The sequence below is a fragment of the Curtobacterium sp. MCLR17_055 genome, assembly GCF_003234305.1.
GTDB classification, from domain to species: domain Bacteria; phylum Actinomycetota; class Actinomycetes; order Actinomycetales; family Microbacteriaceae; genus Curtobacterium; species Curtobacterium flaccumfaciens.
The window spans coordinates 59,128-77,251 of the sequence record NZ_QKSX01000003.1 but is presented as its reverse complement, the minus strand read 5'-3'; the positions used below and the strand labels follow the sequence as shown (position 1 = coordinate 77,251).

General features: G+C 71.6%; 19 protein-coding genes. 7 read left to right on the top strand and 12 right to left on the bottom strand.

Features of this window, described 5'->3' with window-relative positions; genetic code table 11:
* Positions 1-7: 7 nt before the first annotated feature.
* The 3 genes from DEJ09_RS03705 to DEJ09_RS03695 form a co-directional block, all read right to left on the bottom strand.
* Complete coding sequence (locus DEJ09_RS03705) at positions 8-1,333, bottom strand: sugar ABC transporter substrate-binding protein (protein WP_111087689.1); 1,326 nt, start codon at positions 1,331-1,333, stop codon at positions 8-10.
* A gap of 23 nt (positions 1,334-1,356) precedes the next feature.
* Entirely contained in the window at positions 1,357-2,598 is a 1,242-nt protein-coding gene (locus tag DEJ09_RS03700) for a Gfo/Idh/MocA family protein (RefSeq protein WP_111087688.1), read from the bottom strand.
* A 147-nt stretch (positions 2,599-2,745) separates the two neighbouring features.
* Entirely contained in the window at positions 2,746-3,534 is a 789-nt protein-coding gene (locus tag DEJ09_RS03695; protein ID WP_027466817.1) for a DeoR/GlpR family DNA-binding transcription regulator, read from the bottom strand.
* Positions 3,535-3,667: 133 nt separating this feature from the next.
* Between DEJ09_RS03695 and DEJ09_RS03690 the strand changes: the two genes are divergently transcribed.
* Genes DEJ09_RS03690 through DEJ09_RS03670 form a run of 5 tightly spaced genes read left to right on the top strand, consistent with a single transcriptional unit; the run spans position 3,668 to position 8,439 of the window.
* The gene (locus tag DEJ09_RS03690) at positions 3,668-4,546 is read left to right on the top strand and encodes an SIS domain-containing protein (RefSeq protein ID WP_111087687.1); all 879 of its coding nucleotides are present in this window, start codon (positions 3,668-3,670) and stop codon (positions 4,544-4,546) included.
* A complete protein-coding gene (locus DEJ09_RS03685) occupies positions 4,546-5,457 on the top strand; it encodes an ROK family protein (RefSeq protein ID WP_111087686.1) in 912 nt (303 codons plus the stop codon). The genes DEJ09_RS03690 and DEJ09_RS03685 overlap by 1 nt, the downstream gene beginning before the upstream one ends.
* Positions 5,454-6,572, top strand: coding sequence for an N-acetylglucosamine-6-phosphate deacetylase (gene nagA / locus DEJ09_RS03680; RefSeq protein ID WP_111087685.1), 1,119 nt, complete (start codon positions 5,454-5,456; stop codon positions 6,570-6,572). Before DEJ09_RS03685 ends, nagA begins: the two co-directional genes overlap by 4 nt.
* Positions 6,569-7,606, top strand: a complete 1,038-nt coding sequence (locus tag DEJ09_RS03675) for a 1-phosphofructokinase family hexose kinase (RefSeq protein WP_111087684.1) — start codon at positions 6,569-6,571, stop codon at positions 7,604-7,606. Before nagA ends, DEJ09_RS03675 begins: the two co-directional genes overlap by 4 nt.
* Complete coding sequence (locus DEJ09_RS03670) at positions 7,603-8,439, top strand: class II fructose-bisphosphate aldolase (RefSeq protein WP_111087683.1); 837 nt, start codon at positions 7,603-7,605, stop codon at positions 8,437-8,439. Before DEJ09_RS03675 ends, DEJ09_RS03670 begins: the two co-directional genes overlap by 4 nt.
* A gap of 35 nt (positions 8,440-8,474) precedes the next feature.
* Here the strand turns inward: DEJ09_RS03670 and DEJ09_RS03665 are convergent, their stop codons facing one another.
* The 3 genes from DEJ09_RS03665 to DEJ09_RS03655 form a co-directional block, all read right to left on the bottom strand.
* On the bottom strand, positions 8,475-9,881 hold the full coding sequence (locus tag DEJ09_RS03665) for an L-serine ammonia-lyase (protein WP_111087682.1): 1,407 nt from the start codon (positions 9,879-9,881) through the stop codon (positions 8,475-8,477).
* A 34-nt stretch (positions 9,882-9,915) separates the two neighbouring features.
* Positions 9,916-10,110, bottom strand: a complete 195-nt coding sequence (locus DEJ09_RS03660; RefSeq protein ID WP_027466823.1) for a PspC domain-containing protein — start codon at positions 10,108-10,110, stop codon at positions 9,916-9,918.
* A gap of 98 nt (positions 10,111-10,208) precedes the next feature.
* Positions 10,209-11,135, bottom strand: coding sequence for an NADP-dependent oxidoreductase (locus tag DEJ09_RS03655; protein WP_071406237.1), 927 nt, complete (start codon positions 11,133-11,135; stop codon positions 10,209-10,211).
* Between the two features lie 95 nt (positions 11,136-11,230).
* Between DEJ09_RS03655 and DEJ09_RS03650 the strand changes: the two genes are divergently transcribed.
* Positions 11,231-12,049, top strand: a complete 819-nt coding sequence (locus DEJ09_RS03650) for a shikimate 5-dehydrogenase (protein WP_111087681.1) — start codon at positions 11,231-11,233, stop codon at positions 12,047-12,049.
* Between the two features lie 75 nt (positions 12,050-12,124).
* Here the strand turns inward: DEJ09_RS03650 and DEJ09_RS03645 are convergent, their stop codons facing one another.
* From DEJ09_RS03645 to DEJ09_RS03620, 6 genes are read right to left on the bottom strand one after another with little or no spacing between them, the layout of a single operon-like run.
* On the bottom strand, positions 12,125-12,568 hold the full coding sequence (locus DEJ09_RS03645) for an SRPBCC family protein (protein WP_111045811.1): 444 nt from the start codon (positions 12,566-12,568) through the stop codon (positions 12,125-12,127).
* Positions 12,569-12,573: 5 nt separating this feature from the next.
* The gene (locus DEJ09_RS03640; RefSeq protein WP_111038416.1) at positions 12,574-14,019 is read right to left on the bottom strand and encodes an NAD(P)/FAD-dependent oxidoreductase; all 1,446 of its coding nucleotides are present in this window, start codon (positions 14,017-14,019) and stop codon (positions 12,574-12,576) included.
* Positions 14,020-14,058: 39 nt separating this feature from the next.
* Positions 14,059-14,727: a hypothetical protein gene (locus tag DEJ09_RS03635; RefSeq protein ID WP_111028900.1), complete on the bottom strand. Its 669-nt coding sequence runs from the start codon at positions 14,725-14,727 to the stop codon at positions 14,059-14,061.
* A gap of 54 nt (positions 14,728-14,781) precedes the next feature.
* On the bottom strand, positions 14,782-15,309 hold the full coding sequence (locus tag DEJ09_RS03630) for a GNAT family N-acetyltransferase (RefSeq protein WP_181433257.1): 528 nt from the start codon (positions 15,307-15,309) through the stop codon (positions 14,782-14,784).
* A gap of 27 nt (positions 15,310-15,336) precedes the next feature.
* Complete coding sequence (locus tag DEJ09_RS03625; protein ID WP_111053667.1) at positions 15,337-16,614, bottom strand: ABC transporter permease; 1,278 nt, start codon at positions 16,612-16,614, stop codon at positions 15,337-15,339.
* Positions 16,611-17,339: an ABC transporter ATP-binding protein gene (locus DEJ09_RS03620; protein ID WP_031260145.1), complete on the bottom strand. Its 729-nt coding sequence runs from the start codon at positions 17,337-17,339 to the stop codon at positions 16,611-16,613. Before DEJ09_RS03620 ends, DEJ09_RS03625 begins: the two co-directional genes overlap by 4 nt.
* An 80-nt stretch (positions 17,340-17,419) precedes the next feature.
* Between DEJ09_RS03620 and DEJ09_RS03615 the strand changes: the two genes are divergently transcribed.
* Positions 17,420-18,049, top strand: coding sequence for a TetR/AcrR family transcriptional regulator (locus tag DEJ09_RS03615; protein ID WP_111087679.1), 630 nt, complete (start codon positions 17,420-17,422; stop codon positions 18,047-18,049).
* The last annotated feature ends 75 nt before the right edge of the window (positions 18,050-18,124 follow it).

Below are 18,124 nucleotides of genomic sequence, written 5' to 3'. Positions count from 1 at the left end.
GCGGGTCCTACTTTTCCTTGGCGAGGGCGGCGTCCATCTTCTGTGCGAGGTCCTCTGCCACCTGGTCGACGGGCTTCGATCCGTCGAAGGCACTCGGCAGCAGGGTGGTCTCGAGGGTGTTCCAGGCCGCGGTGTTCTTCGACACCGGCAGCGGCTTCGCGTAGTCCACCGCGTCGAGGAACACCTGCAGGTCGGCGTCGGGCATCGTCTTCGTGAAGGCGCTCTGCGTGCCCTCGTACGCCGGGATGACCGCGCCCATGTCGCCCTGCTGCTGCTGGGCCGTCTTGCCCGCGAGGTAGACCTGCAGCGCCTGGGCGGCTGCCTTGTCCTTGCTCGCCTCGGACACGACGTTCGAGACCCCGTGGATGACGGTCGCCTGCTCCTTGCCCTTGGGCAGCGGGTAGGCGACGACGTCCTTCTCGAGCTCGGTGCCGGTCAGCGCGGAGCGGAACCAACTGCCGCCCTGGTACATCGCGAGCTTGCCCGAGGTGAACCACTGGTCGGCCGTGGTGTCGGTGAGCTGCTTGATCGAGGGCGATGCCCCGGAGCCGATCAGGTCGGTCCAGAACTGCAGGCCGTCCTCGGAGGCCTTCGTGGCGTACTCGGACTCGGTGCCGTCCGCGTTCACGACCGATCCCCCGGCCTGCAGGATCGTGTTGTAGTACGTCGTCTGGCCGTCCATGCCGCCGGCCGCCCCGTAGGCGCCCTTCGACTTGAGCTTCTCGGACAGCTCGGCGCCGGTCTGCTGGAAGTCGTCCCAGGTCCAGTCCTTGGACGGCAGGTCCATGCCGGCCTGCTCGAACAGCGACTTGTTCACCCAGACGCCGATGGTGTCGAAGTCCTTCGGCACGCCGTACTGGGTGTCGTCGTACGTGTACAGGTCGTTGAGCGCGCTCGAGTACTTCGACGCGTCGATGTCACCCGAATCGACCTCGCCGGTGATCGGCGCGAGCTTGCCGTTGGCCGCGTACAGCTGGAAGTTCGGGCCGTTCATCCAGAACAGGTCGGGCAGGGTGTTGCTCGAACCCTGGGTCTGCAGCTTCGTCCAGTAGTTGGCGAACGGCGTGACGTCGACGCTCACCTTGATGTCCGGGTACTCCTCGTTGAAGCCCTTCAGGTTGGCCTTGATCGCCTTCACCTGGTTCTCGTCCCAGACGGCGTAGGTCAGGGACGCCTTGGTGTCCTTCGGCGCGGCTTCGTAATCGCCTCCGGAGCCGGACGCGCCGGACGACGAGGAGCAGCCTGCCAGGAGTGCGGCCGCGCCGAGGGCGGCGACGGCGCCGAGGAGGACGCGGCGCACGCCGGTTCCTCGGATGGGGATGTGTGCGGTCATCGGGGTGTCCTTTCGCACGGCCGTCAGGAGCCGACGGTCTGGGCGGGATGCGGGGTGGAGGGGGTGGAGTGCGGGGCGTTCGACGTGAAGTGCGCGATGGTCTCGGCCGGCAGGGACGGGACGTCGATGGGGACGGACCCGTTGCGGAGCGAGCGCGTGGCCAGCGCGCCGGCGGCGACCGCGGCACGGGCCGCGATCGGGGAAAGCTCCGACGGTTCGCCGAACGCGACGGACCGCAGGAACTCGGTCATGGTGAGCAGGTCGGCATCGGCATGCCCGTCCTCGACGCCGTCGATCGGGTACTCGCGGTCCCCCGTGGTGTCCCAGCCGCGGCGGTGCGTCCAGACCTTCACGACGCCCCCACCGGTGTCGCCGATGTTCTCGAGGCGCCCCTCGGTGCCGATGACGGTGTAGTTCCGCCAGTAGTCCGGGGTGAAGTGGCACTGCTCGTAGCTGGCCTGCACCCCGTTGTCGAGCGTCATCATCACCATCGAGACGTCCTCGACGTCGACGACGGGGTTCAGCCCGGTCTGGGCGAGCGGCGGCCAGTTGTCGTGGGAGAACCAGTCCCCCATGAGCTCGCCGCTGCGGTCGCGCCGGTCGGTGACGTCGCCGTAGACCGACAGCGAGCCCATCCCGACGACCCGGGCGGTGTCACCCCCACCGAGCGCGTGGATGACGTCGAGGTCGTGGCTCGCCTTCTGCAGGAGCAGGGAGTTCACCTTGCTGCGGTCGGCGTGCCAGTCCTTGAAGTAGTAGTCACCGCCGTTGCCGACGAAGTGCCGGCACCAAACGGCCTTGACCTGGCCGATCTCGCCGCGGTCGACGATCTCGCGCATCAGGCGGACGACGGCGGCGTGCCGGAAGTTGTGCCCGACGTACAGCGGCGTCCCGGTCTCCGCCGCGGTGTTCAGGACGGCGTCGGCGTCCTCGACCGTGATGGCCAGCGGCTTCTCGAGGTAGACGGCGATGCCCGCGCGGAGCAGGTCGATCGCGATCTCGGCGTGGGTCCAGTCCGGCGTGGTGACGATGGCCGCGTCGACGTGACCGGTGAGGTCACGGTGGTGTTCGACCACCAGGGCGTCCGGGTACTCGTCGTGCCCGCGGTCCCGGCCGGCCGCGGTGACGTCGGCGACGGCCACGACCCGGGCCTGCAGCGACGGGTCGTCCGCGGTTGCCTCGGCCACGTGGCGGGCGATGGCGGACCGCTGGCCCATCCCGATCACCGCGACGCGGAGTCCTGCGTTGTCAGCGCCCATGCTCATCGCTCCCTTGCGTGAATGTGACGCCCATGATGCCGAATCGATCATGAATGCACAATAGGCGCTCACGGATCGCTCACGCATCCGTGCCGGGGAGGGTTTTACACGATCGAAACGTCCGGACCGTTCCGGGGTGGCCGCAGGGGGCGCTCAGTCGGCGACGACGAGCTCCACGCCGGCGCTGGCCAGGTCAGCAGCGAACGAGGCAGGCACCGGCTGGTCGGTGACCAGGACGTCGATGCGGTCGAGCGGGCAGATCCGGGCGAAGGTCGACCGTTCGATCTTGGTCGAGTCGGCGACCACGACGACGCGTCGTCCGACCGAGGCGAAGTGGCGGCTGACCTCGGCCTCGCCCTCGTGCATGGTGGTCGCGCCGTACTGGCCGGTGAGACCGTCGACGCCGAGCACCACGAGGTCGAGGGCGAACTCGTCGAGGGTGTCCCGGACGAGCGGCCCGACGAGCTCGTAGGACTGCCGCCGCGCCACTCCACCGGTGACCACGATCTTCACGTTGGCGCGGACGGACAGCTCGTACCCGACGTTCAGCGCGTTCGTCACGATCGTGATGCCGAACTCGCCGTCGGCGCGGATGAACCGCTCGCTCTTGCCGAGTTCACGCGCGACCTCGGTCGTGGTCGTCCCGCCGTTGAGGCCGACGGTCTCCCCCGGCTGCACCAGTCGGGCGGCCGCGCGGGCGATCGCCGTCTTGGCCTCGGCCTGCCGGGCGATCTTGTACTGCAGCGGGAGCTCGTACCCGGCCCCGAGTGCTGCCGCGCCCCCGTGCGTGCGCGTGACGAGCCGCTGGTCGGCGAGGGTCGCGAGGTCACGGCGAGCCGTCGCGGCGGAGATCCCGAGCAGCTCCCCGATCTCGGCGATCGACACGTTGCCGCGTTCGCTCACCAGTTCGAGCAGGGCGTTCAGCCGCTGTTGGGGGGTCATGACGGTCATCCTACGGCGTCACCACCGTCCCCCGGTGATCGAAAATGACGTTTTCCCCTTCCCTTGCGCACGATCGCTCGCTACGCTTCCTGATCATCGATCACCCGGATCGATCCGGACCCGGAAGGCTCCCATGACCGACACCTTCGTGAGCGCTGAACTGGCCTCGCAGCCGGAGACCTGGCGTGCAGCCGCCGCGCTCCTGCCGACCTTCGCCGACGCACTCCCCCAGCCGGGCGAACGCGTGGCCGTGATCGGCTGCGGCACGAGCTGGTTCATCGCCATGAGCTACGCCGTCGCCCGTGAGCAGGCGGGTCTCGGCGTGACCGATGCCTTCGCCGGATCCGAGTACCCCGCGTCCCGCGAGTACGACCGCGTGCTCATGATCAGCCGCTCGGGCACCACGACCGAGATCGTCGACCTGCTGCAGGCCCTGCCGTCCCAGCGGACCGTCCTGATCACGGCCGTCGCCGACAGCCCTGCCGCGGCCGTCGCCGACCAGGTGGTCGCCCTGCCCTTCGCCGACGAGCGTTCGGTCGTCCAGACCCGCTTCGCCACCACGACGCTCGCACTGCTGCGGGCGTCCATCGGTGACGACGTCGACGCCCTCGCCGCCCAGGCCGAGACCGCGCTGACGGTGCCGATCGACGACCTGCTCGACGCCGAGCAGGTCTCGTTCGTCGGTCGTGGGGCCGCCGTCGGCCTGACGTTCGAAGCCGCGCTCAAGACGCGTGAGGCCGCGCAGTTCTGGGCCGAGTCCTACCCGGCGATGGACTACCGGCACGGCCCCATCGCGATCGCCCAGCCCGGACGGCTCGTCTGGTCGCTCGGCACCGCACCCGAGGGCCTGGTCGACGAGGTCGCCGCCACCGGCGCCCGCTTCGTCCAGCACGACCTCGACCCGATCGCCGGACTCGTCGTGGTGCACCGGTTCGCCGTCGCCCTGGCCGAGGGACGCGGGCTCGACCCGGACAACCCCCGGTCGCTCACGCGGTCGGTCATCCTCACCTGATGGGTGGCGCAGGCGCGGTGCTCGGGGTCGACGTCGGCGGCACGGGCATCAAGACCCGGCTGACGACGGCCGACGGACTCGTCCTCGACGAGACCCGGGTACCGACGCCGCGCGACGACCCGGGCGCCGAGCGCCTCGCCGCCGTCGTCGCCGAACTGGCCGCACACGCCACCCGACGGGCGCAGCTCGGAGCCATCGGGGTGGTGACCCCGGGCGTCGTCGACGACACCCGCGGCACCGTGGACCTGTCCGTCAACCTCGGGTGGCGCGACGTCCCGGTGCGTGACCTCGTCCGTGCCGAGCTCCTGCGGCAGGGGATCGACGTGCCGCTCGCCTTCGGCCACGACGTCCGAGCCGGCGCCCTGGCCGAGGTCCGGGCCGGCGACCCGGCGCTCGCGCGGGGGTCGGTCTCGTTCGTGCCGGTCGGCACCGGGCTCGCGAGCGCCCTGGTGGTCGACGGCGTCGTCGTGTCCGGCGGTGGCTGGGCGGGGGAGATCGGGCAGGTCCGCATCCAGACCGGTCCGCACGCGGGCCACCGCGTCGAGGAGATCGCGTCCGCCGGGGGAGTCGCACGTCGTTCCGGGGCACCCTCCGCGCACGCCGCCATGCTCCTGGTCCGCCAGGGCGACCCCGCAGCCCGTGCGGTCTGGGACGACTGCGTCGCGGTCCTGGCCGACGCGCTCGCCTGGACGACCGCGGTCGCCGGGGTCCACACCATCATCATCGGCGGGGGACTCGCCGAGTCGGGGCCGCTGCTGCTCGACCCGCTGCGCGACGCCGTCACGGAGCGTCTGCAGGGCGTCCGTGTCCCCGTCATCGTGCCCGCGCGGCACGGCGACGCAGCCGGCGCCATCGGAGCGGGGCTCCTCGCACGCACGCTGCTCGAGGCCGAGACCGGGGTCCTGCTGTGACCACCCTCGTCCGGGCCCATCGCATCGTCACGGCCCAGGCAGACCTGCACGACGGCTGGCTCGTCATCGGTGACGACGACACCGTGCTGGCGACCGGTACCGGGTCCCCGATGCGCACGGACACCGCCGTCACCGTCGACGGTGTGGTCGTGCCCGGGTTCGTCGACCTGCACGCCCACGGGGCGCTCGGGCACGACTTCGCCGGGTGCTCCGCCGAGGATGCCCGTGTCGCCGCCGGGCACCACCGGTCACGGGGCACGACCACCCTGGTCGGGTCCATCGCCACGGGCGAGCGCGCGGACACCGTGGCGGCCCTCACCCGGCTCCGGCCGCTCGTCGCGGACGGCACGCTCGCCGGGCTGCACCTGGAGGGGCCGTGGCTCGCGCCCGCCCGTCGCGGGGCGCACCACGTCGACCTGCTGCACGCCCCGGACCCCGCCGAGGTCGACGCCTACTGCGACGCCGCGGGTGGCGCCCTGCGGATCGTCACGCTCGCGCCGGAGCTCCCGGGTGCACTCGACGCCGTCGCCCGCTTCGCCGAAGCCGGGGTCGTCGTCGCCATCGGCCACACCGACGCCACCGCCGAGCAGACCCGCCGCGCGGTCGACGCCGGGGCCTCGCTCGTCACCCACCTGTTCAACGGGATGCCCCCGCTGCACCACCGTGCGCCCGGGCCGGTCGGGGTTGCGCTCTCCGACGACCGTGTGCTGCTCGAGTGCATCGTCGACGGCCACCACCTAGACCCCGTGACCGTCACCCTCGTGCAGCGCAGCGCTCCGGGCCGGATGGTCCTGGTCTCCGACGCCATGGCGGCGACTGGCTGCCCCGACGGCGCGTACACGGTGGCCGGATCGGCGGTGACCGTCCGCGACGGGCTCGCCGTGCTCGCCGACGGTTCGTCGCTGGCGGGCAGCACGATCACGGTCGCCGACGCCGTCCGCCGCCTGCTCGACGCCGGGACCGACCTGCCCGAGATCGTCGCGGCGTCCGCGGGGCGTGCGGCACACCTGCTCGGGGCCCCGGCACCGCTCAGCGTGGGCGCCCCCGCCGACCTGGTCGTGCTCGACCCGGAGCGCGGCAGCGTCCGAACCCTGCCGACGGCGGTGGTCGCGTGATCCTCGTCGTCACCCCGAACCCGGCCGTCGATGTGACCTACCGGGTCGCCGAACAGCGCATCGGCGAGACCCAGCGCGTGCTCGAGGTCCAGCGGCGCCCCGGCGGCAAGGGCCTGAACGTCGGACGGGTCCTCGCCGCCACCGGTGTCCCGACCCACGCCGTGCTGCCCCTCGGCGGCGACGGCGGGCACTGGATCGCCCATGCCCTCGACGACCTCGGGCTCGCCCACACCGACGTCGCTGTCCGTGGCGAGACCCGCACGACCGTGACGGTGGTGGACGACCTCGCGCACCCGACGATGTTCGGCGAGCCCGGGCCCGTGCTCAGCGCCGACGAGTGGGACACCGTCACCAGCGCGGTCGAGCAACTGCTCGACGACGGCGACGACGGCGACCCCGGCGGCACCCGCGGTGCCGCCGGCGCCCCGGCCGCCGCGGCCCTGGTCGTGTCGGGCTCACTGCCCCGCGACACCGACCCCACGGTCGTCGCCCGCTGGGTCACCACCGCCCGCCGCCGCGGTGTGCTCTCCGTGGTCGACTGCTCGGGAACGGCACTGCTGGCTGCCGCCTCGGCCGGGGTGACGGTCTGTAAGCCCAACCGCGAGGAACTGCTCGAGGCCACGGGCACCGACGACGAGCGCTCGGGGGCACTCCGGCTCCTCGGACTCGGCGCGACGGTCGTCGTGGTGTCCCGCGGATCCGACGGCATCGCCGCCCACACCGCCGAGCACGTGCTCGAGGTGCCGGCCGTCCCCGGGGTCTCGGGCAACCCGACCGGCGCCGGGGACGCCGCCACCGCCGGGCTCGTCAGTGTGCTCGTCGATGTCCTCGTCGGTGCTGGTCTCCCCGGGCCTGACGGCAGCGTCCCGGCCCCCGACGACGCCACCCTGCTCCGAGCCCTGCGGTCCGCCGCCGCACACGGTGCCGCGGCCGTCCTCCAGCCGGTGGCCGGCGTGGCCGACCCGGCAGACGTCGACCGCTTCCTGTCCACCCCGCCCGCTCCCGCCCACGACCGAACGAGGACCCCCGCATGATCACCGACCTCGCCCTCACCGGCCTGCTCGACACCGCCCGCACGGCACGCCGCGGGGTCGGTGCGTTCAACGTGGTGCTGCTCGAGCACGCCGAGGCGATCGTCTCCGGCGCCGAGCTGGCCGGTCTGCCGGTGATCCTGCAGATCAGCGAGAACTGCGTCCGGTACCACGGCGGCCTCGCACCGATCACGACCGCGACCCAGGCGGTCGCACGTGCCGCCGACGTCGAGGTCCTCGTGCACCTCGACCACATCGAGGACCCGGAGCTGGTGGCGGCCGGCGTCGAGCTGGGCGTCGACTCGGTCATGTACGACGGTTCACACCTGGACTTCGCCGCCAACGTGGCCGCGACCCGCGAGCTCGCCGCTCGGTGTCACGCCGCGGGCGTCGCGATCGAGGCCGAGCTCGGCGAGGTCGGCGGCAAGGACGGCGTGCACGCGCCCGGCGTCCGGACCGATCCGACCGACGCCGCCGCGTTCGTGGCCGACACCGGGGTCGATGCCCTGGCGGTCGCGGTGGGGACCTCGCACGCGATGCAGACCCGCGAGGCGTCGGTGGACCGTGACCTGGTCGAGCGCCTCCGTGCCGCGGTTCCGGTGCCGCTCGTGCTGCACGGGTCCTCCGGCCTGTCCGACGGTGAACTCCGCGGCGCCGTGCACGCGGGGATGACGAAGATCAACATCTCGACGCACCTGAACGGCCTGTTCACCCGTGCGCTCCGCACCGTGCTCGACGAGCGGCCGGACGTCGTCGACCCGCGAAAGTACGTGTCGGCAGGCCGGGACGCCATCGCCACCGAGACGGCACGGCTGCTGACGCTCCTGCACGCCTGACGCGCGAGCGGGCGCAAACGGGCGCGAGCTGGCGTTCAGCAGAGCGGGACGTTCACCGCCAGCCCGCCCATCGCGGTCTCCTTGTACTTCGACGACATGTCCGCCCCGGTCTGCCGCATCGTCTCGACGACCTGGTCGAGCGACACGTGGTGCACCCCGTCGCCACGCAGGGCCATCCGGGCGGCGTTGATCGCCTTGTTCGCCGCGATCGCGTTCCGCTCGATGCACGGGATCTGCACCAGGCCACCGATCGGGTCGCAGGTCAGCCCGAGGTTGTGCTCCATCGCGATCTCGGCGGCGTTCTCGACCTGCTCGGGCGTGCCCCCGAGGACCTCGGCGAGCCCTGCAGCCGCCATCGACGCCGCCGAACCGACCTCGCCCTGGCAGCCGACCTCGGCACCGGAGATCGACGCCCGTTCCTTGTAGATCGACCCGATCGCCCCGGCGGTGAGCAGGAACCGCACGACGGCGTCGTCCCGTTCGGCGGCGGGGGCGTCGGCGACCGTGGGCACGTAGGTGAGCGCGTAGTACAGGACCGCGGGGATGATGCCGGCTGCGCCGTTCGTCGGGGCGGTGACGACGCGGCCTCCGGTGGCGTTCTCCTCGTTGACCGCCATGGCGACGAGGTTCACCCACTCCATCGCGAACAGCGGGTCGTGGTCGGGGTCCTCGCGGGTGAGCTGCTCGTGCCAGGTGGCGGCGCGGCGGCGGACGTCGAGTCCCCCGGGCAGGCACCCGCCCCGGCGGACGGATCGGTCGACGCACGACTCCATCACGCCGTGGATGCCCAGCAGTCCGGACCGGATCTCGGCGTCCGTCCGGGTGACGGTCTCGTTCGCCAGGGCGATACCGCTGATCGGCAGGCGGGAACCGGCACACGCGGCGAGCAGCTCCGCGCCGCTCGAGAACGGGTAGGGCACTGCGTCGTCGACCGGGATCGCGGCACCGGCGACGGCAGCGGATGCGTCGGCCGCGGGCTCCGCCGCCTCGTCCCGTGCGATGAACCCACCACCGATCGAGTAGTAGGTCTCGTCGGCCAGGTCGGCACCGGCGGCGTCACGGGCACGCAGCCGCATGGCGTTCGGGTGCCGGGGCAGCATCGTCAGGGGGTGCAGGACGATGTCGGCGAGGCGGAACGACACGCTCGCACCGCCGTCGAGCCGCAGGACACCGTCGCGTTCCAGGGCGTCGAGCGCGACGACCATGGCATCGGGGTCGACGGTCTCCGGGTGTGACCCCATGAGCCCGGCGACGACGGCACCGAGGGTGCCGTGACCCTGCCCGGTCGACGCGAGGGACCCGTACAGGTCGACCACCACGGACGCGACGGGCAGGCCACGGACGAGCGTGGCGAACTCGGCACCGGCCCGCATCGGGCCGACGGTGTGCGAGCTCGAGGGGCCGACACCGACGCTGAACAGATCGAAGACGGAGACCGGCACGCCGCCACACTAACCCGTCCGGACGGACCGGTGCTCAGCGCCGCCGACCACCCTCGGGCGGCATCACGAACCACAGCACGACGTACGCGATCCACAGCGGCCCGGGGAAGAAGCTCAGGATGACCCAGACCACCCGGACCAGGGTGCGGGACAGGTTGAAGCGGTCGGCGAGACCGGCGCAGACGCCGGCCAGCAGACGACCGTTGCGGGGACGGGAGAGTGTGCTCATACCGACGACGCTACGCAACGCCACCGGTCGAGCGCATCCGGGACGCACCCCGAGCGTGGTGGGGGAAACCCCCGGACCGGCCCTGAGCGGCCCCGGGATCAGGGGATGAGGACGATCTTGCCGCGGGTGTGGCCCTGCTCGAGCTCCTCGAAGGCGTCCTGCACACGGTCGAGCGGGTAGGTCGCGGCGATCGGCACCTCGATCGCGCCGTTCGCGACCTCCAGTGCGAGCGCCCCGAGGATCTCCGGGTCGGCGGTGTCCGCGCTGCCCGAGGCCTTCGCTCCGACCTCGGCGGCCTCGTCGAACGCGATGATCGTCTCGATGCGGTCGACCGGCACCCCGAGGGCGATGCCGAGCCGGACGTACTCGGCGCCGTGGGTGTCGATGACGGCGTCGATGCCGTTCGTCGCGAGTTCGGTGATGCGCTCCTGCAGCCCGTCGCCGTACGCGACCGGCCGTGCACGCTTGGAACGGAGCCACTCGTGGTTCGCCTCGGAGGCGACGGCGATGACGTCGATGCCCTCGTTCGCGAGCAGCTGGGTGACGAAGCCGCCGACCCCGCCGGCGGCGCCGGACACGACGACGGTCTCGCCCGGACGCGGGTCGACCGCACGCACGGCTGCGGCCGCGGTGGTCGCGATGACGTCGAGGCCACCCGCCACGGTCCAGTCGAGCAGGCGTGGCTTCTGGACGACCTGGACGGCCGGCACGGAGACGTACTCGGCCTGGCTGGCGCGGTCCCACGACCAGCCGATGACCTCTTCACCCTCGTCGACGCCGTCCACCTCGGCCCCGACGGCCACCACGATGCCGGCGAAGTCGGTGCCCTGCCCGGACGGCAGGTCGCCACCGAACGCACCCTGGCGGATGGCCGACTCACCGGGGTTGATGCCTGCGGCGCGGACGCGGACGAGCACCCGCCCGGGCGTCACCTCGGGAACGGGCACCTCGGCGACGTGCAGGACCGATCGGTCACCCCACTCGTCGAAGCGGACAGCGCGCATGGTCTCCGGGATCTCAGTCATCCGCACCGACGCTACCCCGGCGCGCGGCACCCGGTCTGTGTGGACCGCTCCATCCCTACGAGGACGCGAAAGGGAGAGGGTGCGAGACTGGGGGCATGCCCATCCTGAACAAGGACATGCAGGTCTGCATGTCGCTGGCCGCGCGCCCGAGCAACATCGGCACCCGGTTCCACAACTTCCTGTACGACGAGCTCGGCCTCAACTACCTGTACAAGGCGTTCACCACGACCGACCTGCCCGGCGCCGTCGCCGGCATCCGTGCGCTCGGCATCCGCGGTTGCTCGGTGTCGATGCCCTTCAAGGAGGCGATCATCCCGTTGGTCGACCACATCGAGGACTCCGCCGCCGCGATCCAGTCGGTCAACACGGTCGTGAACGACGACGGCGTGCTCACGGCGTCGAACACCGACTACGAGGCGATCGCCGCCCTGCTCGGGTCGCACCAGGTCGACCCGGCTTCGCGCGTGCTGCTCCGCGGCTCGGGCGGCATGGCCAAGGCCGTCACGGCGGCGTTCCGCGGCGCCGGCTTCGACCGGTTGACGGTCGTCGCCCGCAACGAGCAGACCGGCTCGGCCCTCGCATCGCAGTACGGCTACGAATGGGTCGCCGACGAGCACGAGGCGGGGGAGACCGACCTGGTCGTCAACGTCACCCCGCTCGGCATGCGCGGCGACCAGCAGGACGCACTCGCCTTCGCGCCGGAACGGATCGAGGCGGCGCACACCGTCTTCGACGTGGTCGCGTTCCCGTCGGAGACCCCGCTCGTCCGTGCGGGACGCGATGCCGGCAAGCACGTCATCACCGGCGCCGAGGTCATCGCCCTGCAGGCGGCCCGTCAGTTCGAGCGGTACACGGGCGTCGCCCTGACCGACGACCAGGTGGCGCGGGCCAGCGAGTTCTCGCGCGCCGAGTAGTCGACGCGCCCACGGGGCGGACGGGAGGCCCGGGGCGGCGCCGCCACGCGCCTCCCGTCCGTTCGTGGGGACGTCTCAGGCGTTCGCCGCGCGCCCGACGGCCACCCACTCGAGGCGGCGGAGCGTCTCGCGGTTGCGGATCCAGATGAGCGGCTGCATGAGGAAGTCGGGCACGTACGAACCCGGCCCGGCCACCGCGTTCTCGGTGATCGTGACCTTGCAGCCGTGCCGGTGCGGTTCGACCGTCAGCTCGACGCGGGCCTCGCCGATGGGCCAGCCCTTCGGCTGGATGACCATGCGGTGCGGCGGCTCCCACACCAGCGACGTCGTGACGTCGTTGATGACGATCGGCCACGCGCCGAACGAGTGGTGCAGGTGGGTACCGACCTGCGGCCAACCGGACTCCTCCTGGCGCATGCGCGAGGCCCCGACCACCCAGGTCGTGTAGAGCCACCCGTCGCCGAGCACGTCGAAGACGGCTTCGGGACGGCAGTGCAGGATGCGGACGTTCTTCGCCATGGTGATCAGCCTTCCGGGGTGAGGTCGACGTCCTCCGGCAGGCCGAAGGTGTGCCGGAGTGCGCTTTTCGCCGCGTGCCAGCCGGCCATGCCGTGCACGCCGGGGCCGGGCGCGGAGGACTCGGAGCACAGGTACATGCCGCCGCCCATCCGCCACGGGTCGCTGGACAGGACGGGGCGCTTGACGAGCTGCCAGAAGCTCGCGGCACCGGCGGCGATGTCGCCACCGACGTAGTTCGGGTTGTACTCGCCCATCTGCACGGCGGTGCGGGAGCTCGACGAGAGGATCGTGTCCCGGAACCCCGGCGCGAACCGCTCGATCTGACGGGTGACGGCCTCGGTCGGGTCGACGTCCGACCCCGCGGGGACGTGCGCGTAGGCCCAGAAGACGTGCTTGCCCTTCGGGGCGCGGGTCGGGTCCACCACGGTCGGCTCCGCGCCGAGCACGTACGGGCGCTCGGCGTGCTGCCCGTGCGCCACCGCCCGTTCGGCCTCCGCGATCTCCTGGCGGGTCCCGCCGATGTGCACGGTCCCGGCCTTCCGCAGCGACTCGTTGGTCCACGGCACCGGGTCGGACAGCGCGAAGTCGACCTTCGCCGCCGCGTTGCCGAACCGGAAGCGCCGCAGTGCACCGTGCTTCGGGGTCGGGATCTGCTTGCCCGCGATCCGGAGCATGCCCGGCACGCTCGTGTCGAACAGCACCGCCTTCGCCGGGGTGAGGTCACCGAGCGACCGGACCTCCTGCCCGGTGACGATGCGGCCGCCGTGCGCGACGAGGTCCGCGGCGAGCGCGTCGACGATCGCCTGGCTGCCACCGATCGGCACCGGCCAGCCGCGGGCGTGCGCGTACGAGCCGAGCGACAGGGCAGCCGCCGCGGTGGACAGGGACGGCAGGTGCTGGATCGAGTGCGCGGCGACGCCGGACACCATCGCCGGGGCGGCCTCGCCGCGGAAGCGCAGGTTCCACGCAGCGGTGCCCTGCTCGAGCGCCCGCAGACCGAAGCGCAGGACGGTCAGGGGGTGCCGCGGCACGTGCAGCAGCGCGTCGGTCGCGAAGTCGGCGACCTGGTCGGCGTTCTCCGCCAGCGGGGCCATCAGCTGCTTGAAGGCCGGCCCGTCCACCCCGAGCTCGGCGGCGGTGCGATCGAGGTCCTGGTAGGCGATGCCGGCGCGGCCGCCGTCGAGCGGGTGGCCGTACTGCACCTCGGGCAGGCGGAGCTCGATGCGTTCCTCCATGCGGAAGAGCCGGAAGAACTCTGACTGCAGGGCCATCGGGTGCACGGCGGAGCAGACGTCGTGCAGGAAGCCGGGCAGGGTGAGCTCGGCCGTGCGGGCGCCGCCGCCGATCGTGTCGTTCCGTTCGACGACCTCGACCGACAGTCCGGCGCGTGCGAGCGTCACCGCTGCCGCGAGCCCGTTCGGTCCCGCTCCGACGACCACCGCATCAACCATGCACCGAGCCTAGGGACTCGTGACTGCGTGTGGTGTCGGTCACGTGCGCGAGGTGTCGGGATCAGCCGGGTCGGACTCGTCCTGGTCACCGTCGGCGTCGTCGGGTTCGTCGGCGTCGACCGGGGTCGATCCGACCGGGTGCTCGGCGAGCAACTCGGCGAAGTCCTCGTCGAGCATCTGCTGCAGCCGGTCGTCACGGCCGATCTCGTAGTCGTCAGCCGGACGCTGTGCCCACCCGAGGCGTCCGACCACGGTGGTGCCGATGTCGTCCCAGGCGCGGGCCCGCGCGGCGAGCACGATGCCGTCGACGAAGTGCTGGTCGTCGCGCCGCTTGTCGAGCATGGTGGCGAGCTGCTCGTACGTGGCCTCGCGCATCCGGAGCTTCAGGTCGTCGCCCCGCCGGTAGTCGTGCTGGTGGCGGGAACGGCCCTTCTGCTTGCTCGAGGTGGAGCGGATCTCCCGCATCCGTGCGGCGTCGCCCCGCTGTTCCTCGGCCATGCGGTGGAGTTCCTCGCGCGTGGCCTCGGCGATGAGTGCGTGGTCGAAGTACCCCTGGTCACGCAGGGCGTTCGTGATGATGCGGTTGGCCACCGCGATGGTGACGGCGGCCTTCGCGATGAGGAAGCCCTCGTCGACCGCCCGCTTCAGTTCGACCTGGCTGATGGGTCGATCGCGCACGTCGTGGTTGCGTCGTCCGAACAAGGCCATGCTCCGACGATACCGGCGACCGGTGTCGGTCGGCCTGCACGAGGGAGTCGTTCGTCAGAGCAGCAGGCCGTACACCGCGACGTCGACACGCTCGGGCCCGAGGGGCAGCGCCCCGCGCAGGGTGCCCTCGTGCACGAACCCGAGCCGCTCGGCGAGCCCCCTGCTCCGCGTGTTGTCGACCGCCGTCCGGATCTCCATCCGTGCGCACCCGCGCGCCCGGGCGACCCCGATCAGCACGGTGGCGGCCCGCCGGACGACACCACGGGCCTCCTGTCCGGCGTCCACCCAGTAGCCGAGCGATGCCTGGCCCAGGTACGGGTCGAACGTCAGCGAGGCCACCCCGACGATCCGGTCGTCCTGGCGGATGACGCAGGGCAGCGCGCGGTCCATCGCGAACTGGCCGAGCAGCCGCTCGGTGTGCAGGGCGATGGCCTCTCGGGTCTGGGGGTCCCAGGCCCAGGGCTCGGCGGCTCGCAGACGATCGGTGTTGGCGTGCACGAGTGCGAGCACGTGATCGACGGTCGTCAGGTCGCGCAGCGTCAGCGTGTAGCCGTCACCGAGGTCGCGTCCGAACGTCGTCACCGTTCCGACACTAGGCAGCCCTGCCTGTCACTCGTACCGGAGCGCCTCGATCGGGTTCTGCCGTGCGGCTCGTCGTGCCGGCAGGGTGCCCGCCAGGAACGCGATGAACATCACGACGAGGATGATCGTGGCGACCGACCCCGGCGCGAACTGCATGATCTGCAGCCCCGGCAGGTCCTTGAGGAGCGTGCCGGCCAGGACGTTCGAGATCCCGGTGCCGAGCAGGATCGCGACCCCGGCGCCGATGGCGCTGCCGAGGAACCCGATGAACACCGCCTCGAGCGAGAACAGCGTGTAGACCTTGCCGCCACCCATGCCCATCGCCTTCATCAGGCCGATCTCGCGGGTGCGCTCCTGCACGCTCATGAGCAGGGTGTTGATGATGCCGAAGCCGGCGGCGACGAGCGCGATCACGGCGAAGGCGTTCAGGACCCCGACGATGCCGCTGATGACGGTCTGGAACTGGCCGAGCTGGTCCTGGATGGTCTGGCCGAGGAACCCGTCGTCGGCCAGGGACTTCTTGACCGTGGTGACGGAGGCGTCGGCGTCGAGCGTCGCGGTGGCGCTGGCGTAGGACGTCGCGATCGAGTCGGGCTTGCCGATCTCCTGCGCGGCCTGCATGGCGTCGGTCAGTGCGGCGTTCGCCCCGGCACCGCTGCCGAACAGCGACTCGTTCTGCACCCCGACGACGGTGGCGGTGAGCGTGTGCTCCTTGCCCTGGTAGTCGTCGACGGCGATCGTGAGCTCCTTGCCGACGGCGGCCGAGGCACTGCCGAGACCCATGTTCTTCAGGTAGTCGGTCGGCAGCATCACCTGGTTGGCGTCGGTCTCGTCGTCGAGCTGCTTGCCGCTCGCCAGGTCGGCGTCGAGCTCGCCAGCGTTGGCCGTGAGCGACACGACGTACTTGCCCTGGTCGTCGTACTCGGCGTACTTCGGTGCGAGGGCGATCGCGGGGCGGAGGCTCTTGATGCCGTCCGTCTTCTCGATCGCGTCGACGTCGGACTGCGACAGGTACGAGAACGACGCGGGGCCGCGGTCGACGCTCTGACCGGACGCCTCGGGGTCGTACTTCGCCGGACCGCTGTCGGTCGAGGTGCTGTCGACCGCCTTCGTGATGGTCAACGAACCGGTGTCGCCGATCGAGGAGACCTGGCTGTCGATGTAGTTGCTGACGCCCGTGCCGATGGCCGAGGTGAGCGTGATCGTGAAGGCGCCGATGAAGATCGCGATGACGGTCAGGGTCGTGCGCAGCTTCGAGCGGAAGGTGTTCGAGACCGCGGTGCGCAGGAGGTCGAGGAAGTTCATGCGGAGTGCCTTCCGTGCGTGGCAGACGCGTCGACCGCGTCGTCGGGTCCGCCGACGATCAGGCCGTCGCGGACGTTGACGCTGCGGTCGCAGCGCGCGGCGAGCTCTTCGTCGTGCGTGACCACGACGAGCGTGATCCCCCGCTCGCGCTGCAGCCCGAACAGCATGTCCTCGACCACCTGTCCGGTGTTCGTGTCGAGGTTGCCGGTGGGCTCGTCGGCGAAGATCACGCTCGGCTCACCGACCAGCGCCCGGGCGATGACCACGCGCTGCTTCTGGCCGCCGGACAGGTCGTTGGCGTCGTTCTTCGCCTTGTCGGCCAGGCCGAGGGCGTCGAGCGCCGCCATGCCCCGTCGCTTCCGCTCGGCTCCGGAGACACCGGCGATCTTGAGCGGGAGCACGACGTTGTCGAGCACCGAGGTCTTCGGCGTCAGGAAGAACTGCTGGAAGACGAACCCGAAGGTGCTGTTCCGGGTGCGGTTGACCTGGCGGGCACCGAGCGTCGCCGCGTCGGTGCCGTCGAGCAGCACCTGTCCGGCCGACGGCTTGTCGAGCAGTGCGAGCAGGTGCATCAGCGTCGACTTGCCGGAGCCGGACTTGCCGACGATCGCCAGGCTCTCGCCCTGGTGCACCGCCAGCGACACCCCCTTGAGCGCGTCGAACCGCGTCGCGCCGCGGCCGTAGGTCCTGGCGAGGTCACGGGCCTCGAGCACGGGAGTGGTCATGGGTTCACCGTAGTGTCCGATGCACGACTGCAAGTTTGCGTTTGCTGTAGATCATGTGACGTTCCGGTTACAGTCGGGCCATGCCCGACTCCGCGACGCCGTCAGAACTCGGTCTCCGTGACCGCAAGCGCATCGAGACCCGCAACCGCATCGCCGAGGCGGCCCGGTCCCTGGCCCTCGAGCAGGGCGTCGACGGCACCACGATCGAGCAGATCGCTGCACGAGCCGACGTCTCCCCGCGGACGTTCTTCAACTACTTCGAGAGCAAGGAGGACGCGGTCCTCGGGCAGACCGAGCTCGACCTCGAACCCGCCACCCTCGAGGCGCACCTGGCCGCCGTCGCAGGGGAGCCGGCGGCGCAGGCCGTCGTGGACCTGGCGTTCCTGGTGTTCGGGTCGTCGTTCGGCGACGAGCACGAACGGCTCGAGCGCAAGGCCGTCATCGTGCGGTTCCCGCAGCTGATGCGTCGGCAGGTCACGCGGATGACCACGGTCGCCGAGGCGATGACCGGCGCGGTGCGCACGATCCTCGAGCGCGACCCGGCCTGGGGGCCGGAGGCGGCGACCCCGCAGGCGGCCGAGATGCTGCTCGGCATGTGCATGACGGGGCTCCGCAGTGCCGCTCGGCACGAAGGTTCCGACCCGGAACAGGTGCGGGCTGCGGTGGTCGCGTCGATCCGCGACACGGCTGCGCGCATCGCCGCGGCCTGAGACGCGACCACGAACGCAGGGGAGGCACGGTGCCAGCTGGCACCACGCCTCCCGTCCGTTCGTGGGGACGTCGAG